The organism is Streptomyces sp. NPDC058257 (assembly GCF_042881845.1).
Lineage (GTDB): Bacteria > Actinomycetota > Actinomycetes > Streptomycetales > Streptomycetaceae > Streptomyces.
The window spans coordinates 20,450-32,550 of record NZ_JBHVXJ010000016.1 but is presented as its reverse complement, the minus strand read 5'-3'; the positions used below and the strand labels follow the sequence as shown (position 1 = coordinate 32,550).

The following is a 12,101-nucleotide window of genomic DNA, read 5'->3' as shown; positions in this document are numbered from 1 at the left end:
TTCGTTTCTCGGGGGGGATTTGCGTCTTTTGTTTCGCCCCCGTTGTGCGTGTTCCCCCCTCCTCCAAACCCCGGGGGGGGGCTCACATCCACGCGCCCCCCCCCCACTGTCTTGCGTCTGCCTGGCATCTGTCTGGCGTCTGTCCTGGGCCTGTCCTGGGCCTGCCTTGCGTCTGTCTTGGGTCCGGCACATGGCCGGATTGAGGCGTGACATCGCCTTCCGGACGAATTGCACGGGGTTCCCCGATCCCCTTGATTTCAAACGCAGTTGGGGCAAAGGGGGTGGACGGCCGCGCCCTGCGGTAGCAGGGTGTGCCCCGGAATGCGCGGCGACAGCGCACAGCACGGCACCCGCAGGACCGAAGGGAGCGGTGAAGCGATGACCGACCAGGTAGAGCCGGCAGGGGGCCCGGGAGCCAGTGGTCCCGGACCCGACGGGGCGGGATTCACCTACCGGGCGTCCGAGCAGGAGCTGATCGTCGTCGCACGGCCCGAGGCCCGGCTTCGTGCCGTGGCCGAGGGCGTCCGTTCGGCGGCGGACTCCGACGTGTCGGCCCTGAACATGTTCCTCAGCGATGAACAGCTCGCCCTGGAGCCGCTGTTCGGCAACGAGGAGCGCGTGCAGTCCGCGGTTCAACAGCACACGGCCACGGACGGCGGCGACGACGTGCCCGACCTGGCGCTCTTCTACCGCGTGCGCGGCGGCGAGAGCAGGGCGCAGGAGCTGCGCTCGCGGATGGCGGCGCTGCCGGGGATCGACACGGCGTACGTCAAGCCGGGCGCCGTACCGGCGTCGCTCGGCCCGGATCGATCGCGGCCCGCGCCCCAAGGCCGGTCGGGCCAGTTCGAGGGACCCGGCACGAGCGGACACGGCACGAACGGGCCCGGCACGAACGGGCCCGGCACGAACGGGCCCGGCACGAGCGGACCCGGCACGAACGGGCCCGGCATCGGTGAGTCCGGCATCGGTGAGTCCGGGCGCCGTAAGGAAGGCGCCCCCGTCACCCCTGACTTCACCGGCCGCCAGGGCTATCTGCGCCCGGCGCCCGAGGGCGTCGACGCGCACTGGGCGTGGCAGCGGCTCGGCGGGTCGGGCGAGGGCATCACGGTGATCGACATCGAAGGCGCCTGGCAGCTGGGCCACGAGGATCTGACCGGCAAGCTCGCCGGCGTGGTCATCGGCACCCCCATCCAGGACGTGGCCTGGCGCAACCACGGCACCGCGGTGATCGGCGTGATAGGCGGCGACCGCAACTCCGTGGGCATCAACGGTATCGCGCCCGAGGCCACGACCGCGGCGGCCTCCTTCCAGCCTCTGGGTACCGCGGCCACGATCCACGCGGCGGCGGACCGGCTCGGCCCCGGGGACATCGTGCTGATCGAACTGCACAGGCCGGGACCGCGGTTCGAATTCGAACCGCGCGACGACCAGCGCGGCTACATCGCCCTGGAATGGTGGCCCGACGACTACGCGGCGATCCGGTACGCCTGCGCGAAGGGCGTCATCGTCGCCGCCGCCGCGGGAAACGGCGCGGAGTCCCTGGACGACGCGGTGTACGAGCGCAGGCCGGACGAGTTCCCCGAGTCGTGGCGCAACCCCTTCAACCCCTCCAACCGGCCCTCGGGCGCCATCCTGGTCGGCGCGGGCGCACCGCCGCCCGGCACGCACGGCCGTGATCACGGCCCGGACCGCTCTCGCCTGGGGTTCTCCAACTACGGCGCCCGCCTGGACGCGCAGGGCTGGGGCCGCGAGACCACCACGACCGGCGGCTCCTGGAACCAGCCGGGCGATCTGCAGGGCGGCGCGGAGGAGATCGCCTGGTACACGGACACGTTCTCCGGCACCTCGTCCGCGTCACCGGTCGTCGTCGGCGCCCTGGCCTGTCTGCAGGGCATGCTGAAGGCCGCGGGCCAGCAGCTGATGGCGCCGGAGCGCGCGCGTGCCATGCTGCGCTCGACCGGCTCGCCACAGCAGGACGCGCCGGGCCGCCCCGCATCGCAGCGGATCGGCAACCGCCCCGACATCAAGTCGGCGGTCGCGAACCTGCTGCCGTCCGCGGTCGGCTCGGGCCAGGCCGAGCGCTACTGGGACGAACTGCTCCCCTATCCCCCCGAACTCCCGCCGCGTCTGCGGCTCTTCGTCGCCGGTGAGTGGCGGAACCTGAACCAACCGGCCCCCGACATCCGCCAGGCGGTGCACGCCGCCTTCGCGGGCGGGCACCCCGACGTACGCGTCTGGTTCTCGGACGACGAGGTCGTCGGCCTTGTCGTCACGGGCTGACACCGGCGCGTCGCCGGAGCGACACGCTCGTTCACCACGCTCATCGCAGAAGCACCACAACCACTGAGGGAAGGTGGCACCCGCATGAGCACCACCCCGTACATGAGTCCGATGCAGCAGCAAGGCCAGCAGTACGGACCGCAACAGCAGTACGGACCCCAGCAGCAGTACGGCCAGGAGCAGTACGGCCAGCAGCCTTTTGGGCAGCAGCAGTTCAGCCCTCAGCAGAGCCAGCACCAGGGCCGGCCGCAGAGTCAGCAGCAGGGCCCGAGCACCGCGCCCCCGCAGCAGTTCGGCGGCCGGCAGCAGCAGCCGTTCGGGCAGCAACAGCAGCAGCCGTTCGGCCAGCAGTCCTCCGGCCAGCATCAGCTCGGCCCGCAGAACATGCGCGGCATGCAGGGAATGCAGGGAATGCAGGGAATGCAGCAGCAGATCCCGCCGCACATCCAGGAGCAGCTCCACCAGCAGATGCACCAGCTCGGCCAGCAGCAGCCCTACCAGGAGCTGCTCCAGCAGCTCGGCGGACAGCAGGCCGGCGGGCAGCAATTCGGCGGGCAGCACCAGCTCGGTCAGGAGAGCGTCCCGCAGGCGCAGGCGCCCCAGATCTCCACGCAGGCGCTCGCCTCGAACACCGCGACGTCGTTCTGGGACATCGTCCAGCCCCTCCCCGGCCAGGCGTCGACCATCTATCTGCTCGTCGACAACGACTGGAGGGTGTTCGTCAACCCGAGCCCGCAGACGCACGACGAGGTCCAGGAGGCGTTCGCCTTCGGCCAGCGGGTGATCGGCTACTACGACACCAACAACCCCGCGTACCTGCTGGCCATCGTGGTCACCAAGTGACGCAGTGACGGTCACCACCGTCACGTGAGAGGACGGCGGCGCCGGGCGGAACCACTTCCCGCCCGGCGCCGCTCCCCGTCGCGGACCGTCCTACACGCAGCTGAACTTCGCCGCTGCCCAGTCCCCGTGATCCCCGCTCTTGGAGCTGTTGGTGTCGGTCACCTTCAGCTCCACGTGCCGCGCCCCGCTCACGTCGACATCCACCGGCACGGTCGCCGAGGCCCCCGTCACCTTCGGCGAGGTCCACAGCACCCTGCCGTCGGCCTCGACCGAGAAGGCCACCTCTCCGTAGCCGTTGATCTCGTCGTCGACGCCCACGTCAGCGGTGAACCTCGCGCACTGCCCGCCCGCGTAGACCTCGATGGCGGAGTCGGCGTGGGTGCCGATCCCCTTCTCGTACGTCTTTCCGGCGAGAGTCAGCGCGTGACCGTCCGCGGCGCCCGACTCCCCGTTGCTGCGGTCGCGTTCGGCGGGGCCGTAGCCGTTCGCCGACTTGAGCCACACCATGTCGCTCGCCCAGGTGTCGCCCTTCGGCGCCGGAGGCATGACGGCGACCGCGATCCGCTGGGTCGTGGTGCGGTCCTGGCCCGCCGATCGGTGCCGGGCCGTCGCCGTCAGCGGCTGCTCGCCTGGCTCCGCGTCCTTGGGCGGGGTGACGGCGACCTCGACGCGGCGCGTGGTGCCCGCCGGGACGCGGTCGGCGCGGGCGCTCCCCGCGGTCCAGCCCTTCGGCACGTCCAGGGTGACGTCGACTCCGGTGGCGTCCCGCGTCCCCGCCGTGACGTCGACGGCGACCTTGCCCGCCGCCCCCGCGCCGAGTTCCTGCCCGACGGGGGCGCTCAGCGCGGCACTCGCGCCGGGCACCGCGCCACCGACCGCGCTGGTGTCGTCGAGCTCAAGGTCGAACGCCCGGTCCGTACGGAGCGCCGCCGTCTTCACCCTGACGACACCGCCCCGGTCGTCCCGGTCGTAGAACCAGCCCTGCGGGGCCTTCTCGTACGCCACCTCCGACGCGAGCCGCGGCAGCTTGTGGCCGCCGAGTTCCACGCGGCTCGGCGCGTCACCGGTGTGCAGCGTGAACGCGTACGGCCGCTCGGTCCCCTTTCCGTCGAACTTCCCCTCGCTCGCGCCGATCCGCACCCGTACGTCGCCCGCGCCGGAGCGGGGCGCCTCGACCTCGGCACGCTGGGTGGCGTACTTGCCGTCGCGGTGCTGCCGGGTCACGCCGTCGTCCTCGTACAGTTCGAAGGAGGTCTTCCCCTGCGGGTAGATGTCCCAGGCGAGCGGCGAGTCGGCGGCGCGGTCCTTGTAGGACCTGATGCCGCCGGGCCACATCGGCACGGTGGCACCGCCCTTGACGAAGAGCGGCAGGGTGTCGAGGGGCGCGCTGTAGCCGTCGACGGTCGTCGGCCCCTTGTACGTGCGGCCGCTCCAGTAGTCGGTCCAGGTCCCCTTGGGGAGGTAGATGCCGTCGCGGACGGTCGTGTCCTTGTAGACGGGCGCGACGAGGAAGTCCTCGCCCGTCAGGAACTCGTACTTGGCGGCGTCGGTGGCGGCCTTCGAGTCGTCGGGGTATTCGAGGGCCAGCGGGCGCACGGCGCCGACGCCGGTCTTCGTCGCCTCGTGGCCGTACGAGTAGAGATAGGGCAGCAGCGATTCGTGCAGCTTCAGGTACTTGCGGTTGATGGAGGTGTAGGGCTCTGCGTAACGGAAGGGCTGCTTGTCGTTGGCCGCCCAGCCGTCCATCGTCATCGTGACCGGCAGGAACGACTTCCACTGAAGGTCGCGCGCGTACGTCTTGGCGCTGCCGCCGAAGATGCCGTCCACGTCACCGGTCGTGTAGGCCATGCCGGACATGGTCGCGCCCGCGTACGTCGGGATCTGCCAGCGGATGTACTCCCAGCTGCCGCTCTGGTCGCCGGACCACTGCACCCCGCAGCGCTGGGCCCCCGACCAGCTCTCGGGGGCCCAGGTGAAGCCGCGGGCGTCGCTGTTGTCCTCGATGCCCTTGTACGCGTCCTTGCAGCCGTCGAGCGCCTTCTTGTAGCCGTCGCCGACCCAGGCGACATCGAGCTTGGCGACGCGCTGCCCCGCCTTGACCTGATCGGCGATCTTGTCGATGCCGTCCTCGGTCCACAGGCCGAGCTGCGTGTCGCGGTCCTGTAGGCCCTTGGCGGTCTCGGCGAGGTCTTCGTAGCCGCAGCCGTAGCCGTCGTTGACGAGCATCCAGCCGTTCGGCATGTCGTGCTTCTTGTACTCGTCCGCGATCTTCAGGGAGTCCAGGGTGTGCCGTTCACCCCGGTTGGCGTTGTGGAGATAGCAGTCCGCGTCGCCGATCTCCAGGCCGTAGACGGGCGGCAGGAAGGGCTTGCCGGTGAGCTTCGTGTACTGCCCTATGACTCCCTTGACGTCCTTGTCGGCGCGTCCCGCGAAGTAGTAGGCGTCGAAGCGCCGTTCCTCGGCAGTGGCGGTCACCGGCTCCGCGAAGTCATAGGTATTGGGCGCGTACGTGTTCCGGAAGACGCCGTAGCCCTTTGAAGACAGGTAGAAGGGAACGGAGTTGGGGTGGCCGCCGTCGTCCCAGTTGTAGTCGACGCTCACCTCGACCTTCTTGCCGCGGTGCGAGGTGTTGCCGCGCCCGTTCTGCATTCCGGCGCCGTAGTACTGCTCCTCGGCGCCGCGGGCCAGGCTCTGTGTGGTGGCGTCCTTCGTCCAGCTCAGGCCCTTGGACTCGGCCCAGACCTGGGTGCCGTCGGCGCGGTACAGGGCGAAGCGGAGCGGCGACTTGTAGGCGCGCAGCGTCACCTTCGACGTGCTCAGTTCATAACGGTCGCCCTTGTCGGCCCACTTGGTGCGCGGCGGGGCGCCCTGCGGCAGGACGATGTCCTTGCCGGTGGGGTCGGTGAAGTCGCCCTCGGGGGCGAGTTCGAGGCGGAACGTCTCCGGCGATACGAAACTGACGCGGGCCTGGGCCTTGCCCGCGGCGAGCCGGTAGACGGAGCCGTCGGCGGCGAAGTCCGTGACGTCCCCGACCGTGGTCGCGGAATCGTCGGCTGCCTGCGCGGCGCCGCCGCCGGGACCGGCGAACACCGCGAGGAGACCGAGCAGGGCGGCGGCGACGGCCGCCCGTCTGAAGCGGGTGGGTGATCTCATGCCCGGTGGTCTAGCGCCTCAACAGGTGCCGGGGCCATGGACTTTGATGGGCCGCTCCTGGACTTCCGGAGCGGCCCATTCGGTGGACCGGTGACTACTTCGGTGGACCGGTGACTACAGAGCCACGCCGAGCAGCGCGTCGACAGCGCGGGAGACGACGCCGGGGGCGCCCTCCTCCGTACCGCCTTCGGCCTCCTGGCGGGCCGCCCACGCGTCGACCGCGGCGAGCGCGGCCGGTGAGTCCAGGTCGTTGGCCAGGGCTTCGCGGATCTCCTCGACGAGGGCGTCGGCGGAGGGTCCGTCGGGACGCGAGACGGCGGCACGCCACTTGCCGAGCTGTGCCTCTGCCTCGGTCAGGACGGCGTCGGTCCACTCCCAGTCGGCGCGGTAGTGGTTCGCGAGAAGGGCGAGGCGGATGGCCGCCGGGTCGGTACCGTCCCGGCGCAGCTTCGACACGAAGACGAGGTTGCCCTTGGACTTGGACATCTTCGCGCCGTCCAGGGCGACCATGCCCGCGTGGACGTAGGCCTTGGCGAACGGGTGCTCACCGGTGAGGGCCTGGGCGTGCGACGCGCCCATCTCGTGGTGCGGGAAGGCGAGGTCGGAGCCACCGCCCTGCACGTCGAAGCCCATCCCCAGGTGGTCCAGGGCGATGGCCACACACTCGATGTGCCAGCCGGGGCGGCCACGGCCGAGCGAGGCGCCGTCCCAGCTCGGCTCGCCCTCGCGGGCGGCCATCCAGAGCATCGGGTCGAGCGGGTTCTTCTTGCCCGGGCGGTCCGGGTCGCCGCCGCGCTCGGCGGAGAGCAGCTTCATCGCGGCGACGTCGAGGCGGGACACCTCACCGAAGTGGGGGTCGGACTCGACGGAGAAGTAGACGTCACCCTCCAGGTCGTAGGCGGCTCCCAGGTCCCTGAGCCGTTCGACGAGCGGCACGATGCCGGGTATCGCCTCGACGGCGCCGATGTAGTCCTGCGGCGGGAGCAGTCGCAGGGCGGTCATGTCCTCGCGGAACAGGGCGGTCTCGCCCTCGGCGAGCTCGACCCAGTCCTTTCCGTCGCGGATGGCACGTTCCAGGAGCGGGTCGTCCACGTCGGTGACGTTCTGGACGTAATGAACCTGCCGCTTGGTGTCGAGCCACACGCGCTGCACGAGGTCGAACGCGTTGTAGGTCGCCGCGTGACCCATGTGGGTCGCGTCGTACGGAGTGATGCCGCAGACGTAGATACGGGCGACGGGACCGGGGTCAAGGGTCACGAGACCATCGGTCGCGGTGTCGTGGATCCGGAGGTCGCGGCCCTTGCCAGGCAGGACGGGGACCTCAGAAGCGGGCCAGGCATGCATGACATGAGCGTAACCGGACGGAGCGTCCGTATACGAGCGGGGATCAAGGTTTATCCCGGCGGGGGCACCTCGGGCCAGGAATCACACCGCCGCTTCACGCCGGATTCCCTCTCGCCCACCCACCCATCTGCCCGGCATCGGGACGGCCGGTTTGCCAGCGCCGAGGCCGCGGAGCACCTCCGCCTACACCGGCGGCCACGGAATCGCGGGCCACTCCCCGCCGGGCACGGGATGCTTCCCGTTCGCCAGCAGCGCAGCGACCCGCGCGCCCACCGCGTCCACCTCGGCCCCCGTGATCAGCTCCCGCAGCCGGAGGCCGAGCGGCGCTTCGTCCGCGAGCCCGTCCCGCAGGGACTCCAGAACCCCGACCGCCTCGGAGGTCAGCGGCTCCCCCGCCCACCCCCACAACAGCGTCCGCAGCTTGTCCTCGGCGTTGAACGTGACCCCGTGGTCGATCCCGTACAGGCGGTCGGCCTCGGCCAGCAGGTGACCGCCCTTGCGGTCCGCGTTGTTGATCACGGCGTCCAGCACGGCGAGCCGCCGCAGCCGCTCGTCGTCCGCGTGCACCAGCAGCGCGGTCCGCCCCTCGCCCACGTCCGCGAAGCCGATCGCCTTCCAGCCGTCGGACGGCTCATCAGCCTCGACCAGGGCGAGGAGCTCCGCGTCCGCCGAGCCCTCGATCCACAGCTGGCACATGCCCTCGCCGTGCGGCCCGTCCCGCAGCACGGTCGGCGGGACCAGGCCCCACCCCGTCGCCTCGGAGACCTCGTACGCGGCCACCTCCCGCTGCGCGAGCGTCCCGTCGGGGAAATCCCACAGGGGACGCTCCCCGGCGACCGGCTTGTAGACACAGGCGGCCTCACGGCCCTCGTACGAGACGGAGCAGTAGAGCACCGCGTTCGAGGCCTCGGGGATCCGCCCCCGGACGGTCAGCTCACCCCGGGTGAGCAGGTCCACGACACCGGCGGACGCGTCCACGCCGCCGGAGCTCACGCGCCCCGCCGGTATCCGTTCTGCCGCGGGCATACATGTCCTTCCGGGTCGAGCGGGAGGCTGCACAGCGGGCACGGCGGCCGCCCCGCGTTCACGACGTCGAGGGCGCGCCTCGCGAACGCGCGCGCCTGCGCCCCGGTGAGCCGGACGCGCAGCATCGGCGGCCCGTTCTCGTCGTCCTGCAGAAGCTTTTCCTCGGCCTCCGCGAGATCCTCGTCGGACTCGGCGTCCAGCTCGACCAGAGCCTGCGCCTCGACGATCATCCGCTCCTCGTCGCCGTCCCAGGCGAGCGCCATCGTGCCGACGCGGAACTCCTCCTCGACGGGCGAGTCGAGCGGCGCGCTGTCACTGACCTCGGTGGGGGCGACGGCGGGCACGGGGGCATTGCCGCCGGTGCGGCGCACGACCTCGTCGAGCAGCTCTTCCATGCGTTCGGCGAGCGCGGCCACCTGGGTCTTCTCCAGGGCCACACTGGTCACCCGGACTCCGGCGGAGGCCTGGAGGAAGAAGGTACGCCGGCCGGGGAGCCCGACCGTTCCGGCCACGAAGCGTTCCGGCGGGTCGTAGAGGAACACCTGACGCGACACGTCCTGTCTCCATTGGGATCGACTGCGGTTGATCATTTGCGCCTGTTCGGCGCGACGAATGCACCCTACTGCGGGCGACGATCACGGTGCTCCCGCATCGCCACCCACCGCCGCGTCGCTGCCGGGCAGCTCCACGCGGGGCGCGAGCGACCCGAAGTCGCCGGTGTCCCCCAGGCGTACGAGGAAGGGCCGCAGGCGCGTGAAACGGATCGCGGTGACGGAGCAGGGCTCCACGGAGACGCGCTGGAAGAGATCCAGGTGCAGTCCGATGGCGTCCGCTACGAGGGACTTGATGATGTCGCCGTGCGAGCACATCAGGTACACGGCGTCAGCGCCGTGCTCGCGCTCCACGCGGGCGTTCCACTCGCGTACCGCCTCGGCCGCCCGCGTCTGCATGGCCCGCATGGACTCGCCGCCCGGGAAGGCGGCCGCCGACGGATGCTGCTGTACGACCTCCATCAGCGGTTCGTCGGACAGCTCGGCCAGCTTGCGGCCCGACCAGTCTCCGTAGTCGCACTCCCCGATGCGGTCCTCGGTGTGCGCCGTGAGGTCCGGGCGGGCGGCGAGCAGCGGTGCAACGGTCTCCTGGCAGCGCTGGAGCGGGCTCGTGACGACTTCGGCGAGCGGCAGGTCCGCGAGGCGTCCGGGGAGCGCCGCGGCCTGTGCGGCGCCGCGCTCGTCCAGGGCCACGCCGGGGGTCCACCCGGCGAGCAGACCCGCGGTGTTGGCGGTGGATCGTCCGTGCCGGACGAGGATCAGCGTGGGCATGCGGGCCAGCCTAAGCCGACGACGAGGTGCGCCTCACGCTGAGGTTCGGAAGAATGCGCTCCGTGATCGTGGACTGCGCGATGTACCGGGAAGGGCGCCGCACCGAGTGCGAGGCGGACTTCTCGGACGCCCTCGACGAGGCGCGCGGCGCGGGGGACGCGTTCGTCTGGGTGGGCCTCTACGAGCCCACCGAGGAGGAGTTCAACGAGGTCAGCAGGGAGTTCGGGCTGCATCCGCTGGCGGTGGAGGACGCCTTGAAGGCGCATCAGCGGCCCAAGCTCGAAGTGTTCGACGACTCGCTCTTCGTGGTCCTGAAACCCGTCATGTACGAGGCGGACAGCGACGCCGTCTCGTCGGGCGAGGTCATGGTCTTCGTCGGCGACGCCTTCGTGGTGACGGTCCGGCACGGCGAGGGCTCGCCCCTCGGTGTCGTACGCCATCGTCTGGAGGCGGAGCCCGACATGCTCAGGCACGGCCCGACCTCCGTCCTGTACGCGGTCGCCGACGCCACGGTCGACCACTATCTGGACGTCGCGGGCGAGCTGCAGACCGACCTGGAGGAGCTGGAGGCGGAGGTCTTCTCGCCCGAGAGCGGGGGCAGCCGCAACACGGCGTCCCGGATCTACCGGTTCAAGCGCCAGATCGTGGAGTTCCGCCGGGCCACGGGACCGTTGGCGATGCCCATGATGCGCCTCTCCGGAGCGGGCCCTTTCTCGCCCGATGTGCCCTTCGTCAAAGGCGCCGCACAGCCCTTCTTCCGGGACGTCAGCGACCACCTGACGCGCGTGAACGACTGGGTGGACAGCCTCGACCGCCTGGTGTCCGACATCCTCTCCGCTCATCTGGCCCAGATGAGCGTGCGGCAGAACGACGACATGCGGAAGATCTCGGCGTGGGCCGCCATGGCCGCGGTCCCCACGATGATCGCGGGGGTCTACGGCATGAACTTCGACCACATGCCCGAGCTGCACTGGCTGTGGTCCTACCCGGCCGTGATCCTGCTGATGGTCGCGCTCGAGTTCTTCCTCTACCGGCAGTTCAAGCGCCGCGGCTGGCTCTAGCGCTCGGCGCGGTGCCTGGGGCCCCGGTGCCAGGTGCCAGGTGCCCGCTCAGGCGAATCCGGGCGCCGGGACGGCGGGCCCGCCGAGGGCGTCGCGCCGCCGGGGCATCTTCAGGGACACCATCCGCCGCCAGCCGCCGAATCGTTCGTACGCGTAGAGGGCGTGGACGCCCGAGGCGAGCGCCGCGGACTTGGGCTTCGGCCAGCCCAGGATGCGCCCCATGTGGCCCATCACGGCGAGGCTGACGTCGCGGTACACGCGCGCCTCGGCACGGGCGCACTCGTGCAGGGAGTCCAGGATCGTCCGCCCGTGTCCCGCGGCGGCCAGGCGGAGCAACTCCTCGTGGCAGTAGGCGAGGTGGTTGTCCTCGTCGTGGCAGATCATCCTGAGGGCCTTGCCGACCTCGGGGTGGTCGCCGAAGTACGTGACCAGCATGTTCATCTGGTCGGCGGCGCGCTGTTCGGTGACGCGGCTGTGCGAGAGGTAGACGACGACGTCCTGCTCGCTCAGCGGCTCCTCGCGGCGCAGCTTCTCGTGCGCCAGGCCGATGCCCTGCCGTTCGAGCAGCATGGTGTAGTCGGTCCCGGGCGGGATCGGGACGGGCTCGAGACCACGCTTCTTGAGAAGGGCGCCGAAGATCCGCCCGTGCTTGTCCTCGTCGGCGCCGTGCCGGGCGGCTTTGGGAGTGAGGGCTCGCTGGCTCTCGGGGAGAAGCGCCGCGATGCGCCCGTTCTCCCAGCCACCCTGCGACTCCCCGCTTGCCGCGATGGAACAGAAGAGCCGGAACGACTCGTCGTCGTCGAGGATCTCCTCGAAGACACCCCTGGCCGAAAGCATCACTGGCACCTCCATGTCCTCGACGTCCTCGATGTCCTCTGCGCGATCTCCGCAAAGAGCAAGTCAAATGCGGTGGCGCGAGTGTGGCAACAGGTGTCAGGTACGGCTCCGCCAAACGAAGGACAGCCGACCGCGGACGCGGCCGTAACCGAGAGGCCCCGCGGCGCGTTGTGCTCCGTGACGGCCGTGGCGGGGAAGACCCCCGAGCCCCCACCACGGCCGCAGAGCCTCTCTT

General features: G+C 70.7%; 9 protein-coding genes. 3 read left to right on the top strand and 6 right to left on the bottom strand.

Annotated features, from left to right (window positions below):
* Nucleotides 1-378: 378 nt before the first annotated feature.
* Together ACFVXC_RS30675 and ACFVXC_RS30670 are read left to right on the top strand one after the other, a co-directional pair.
* Nucleotides 379-2,280, top strand: coding sequence for a S8 family peptidase (locus ACFVXC_RS30675; protein ID WP_389911700.1), 1,902 nt, complete (start codon nt 379-381; stop codon nt 2,278-2,280).
* 84 nt (nt 2,281-2,364) lie between these two features.
* Nucleotides 2,365-3,123 (top strand): hypothetical protein, encoded by a 759-nt coding sequence (locus ACFVXC_RS30670; protein WP_389911697.1) that lies wholly within the window; start codon nt 2,365-2,367, stop codon nt 3,121-3,123.
* Between the two features lie 90 nt (nt 3,124-3,213).
* Here ACFVXC_RS30670 and ACFVXC_RS30665 read toward each other — a convergent pair whose 3' ends face one another.
* From ACFVXC_RS30665 to ACFVXC_RS30645, 5 genes are all read right to left on the bottom strand, one after another.
* The gene (locus ACFVXC_RS30665; RefSeq protein WP_389911694.1) at nt 3,214-6,276 is read right to left on the bottom strand and encodes an NPCBM/NEW2 domain-containing protein; all 3,063 of its coding nucleotides are present in this window, start codon (nt 6,274-6,276) and stop codon (nt 3,214-3,216) included.
* Between the two features lie 114 nt (nt 6,277-6,390).
* Nucleotides 6,391-7,620 (bottom strand): cysteine--1-D-myo-inosityl 2-amino-2-deoxy-alpha-D-glucopyranoside ligase, encoded by a 1,230-nt coding sequence (mshC, locus tag ACFVXC_RS30660; protein ID WP_389911691.1) that lies wholly within the window; start codon nt 7,618-7,620, stop codon nt 6,391-6,393.
* 183 nt (nt 7,621-7,803) lie between these two features.
* Nucleotides 7,804-8,646: an SCO1664 family protein gene (locus ACFVXC_RS30655; RefSeq protein ID WP_389911688.1), complete on the bottom strand. Its 843-nt coding sequence runs from the start codon at nt 8,644-8,646 to the stop codon at nt 7,804-7,806.
* Entirely contained in the window at nt 8,610-9,200 is a 591-nt protein-coding gene (locus ACFVXC_RS30650; protein ID WP_389911686.1) for a DUF3090 domain-containing protein, read from the bottom strand. Before ACFVXC_RS30650 ends, ACFVXC_RS30655 begins: the two co-directional genes overlap by 37 nt.
* Nucleotides 9,201-9,281: 81 nt before the next feature.
* Complete coding sequence (locus ACFVXC_RS30645; RefSeq protein ID WP_389911684.1) at nt 9,282-9,968, bottom strand: histidine phosphatase family protein; 687 nt, start codon at nt 9,966-9,968, stop codon at nt 9,282-9,284.
* Nucleotides 9,969-10,030: 62 nt separating this feature from the next.
* On the opposite strand from ACFVXC_RS30645, the gene corA reads away from it, so the two are divergent.
* Nucleotides 10,031-11,029, top strand: coding sequence for a magnesium/cobalt transporter CorA (corA, locus tag ACFVXC_RS30640; protein ID WP_389912079.1), 999 nt, complete (start codon nt 10,031-10,033; stop codon nt 11,027-11,029).
* Nucleotides 11,030-11,077: 48 nt separating this feature from the next.
* Here the strand turns inward: corA and ACFVXC_RS30635 are convergent, their stop codons facing one another.
* Nucleotides 11,078-11,866, bottom strand: coding sequence for a ferritin-like domain-containing protein (locus tag ACFVXC_RS30635; RefSeq protein ID WP_389911681.1), 789 nt, complete (start codon nt 11,864-11,866; stop codon nt 11,078-11,080).
* Nucleotides 11,867-12,101 lie beyond the last annotated feature (235 nt).

What these genes read in the sequence shown, in the direction of transcription:
- ACFVXC_RS30670 (WP_389911697.1), top strand. Translation starts at nt 2,365, where the DNA reads ATGAGCACCACCCCGTACATGAGTCCGATGCAGCAGCAAGGCCAGCAG.
- ACFVXC_RS30655 (WP_389911688.1), bottom strand. Translation starts at nt 8,646, where the DNA reads ATGCCCGCGGCAGAACGGATACCGGCGGGGCGCGTGAGCTCCGGCGGC.
- ACFVXC_RS30665 (WP_389911694.1), bottom strand. Translation starts at nt 6,276, where the DNA reads ATGAGATCACCCACCCGCTTCAGACGGGCGGCCGTCGCCGCCGCCCTG.
- ACFVXC_RS30645 (WP_389911684.1), bottom strand. Translation starts at nt 9,968, where the DNA reads ATGCCCACGCTGATCCTCGTCCGGCACGGACGATCCACCGCCAACACC.
- mshC (WP_389911691.1), bottom strand. Translation starts at nt 7,620, where the DNA reads ATGCATGCCTGGCCCGCTTCTGAGGTCCCCGTCCTGCCTGGCAAGGGC.
- ACFVXC_RS30635 (WP_389911681.1), bottom strand. Translation starts at nt 11,866, where the DNA reads ATGCTTTCGGCCAGGGGTGTCTTCGAGGAGATCCTCGACGACGACGAG.
- ACFVXC_RS30675 (WP_389911700.1), top strand. Translation starts at nt 379, where the DNA reads ATGACCGACCAGGTAGAGCCGGCAGGGGGCCCGGGAGCCAGTGGTCCC.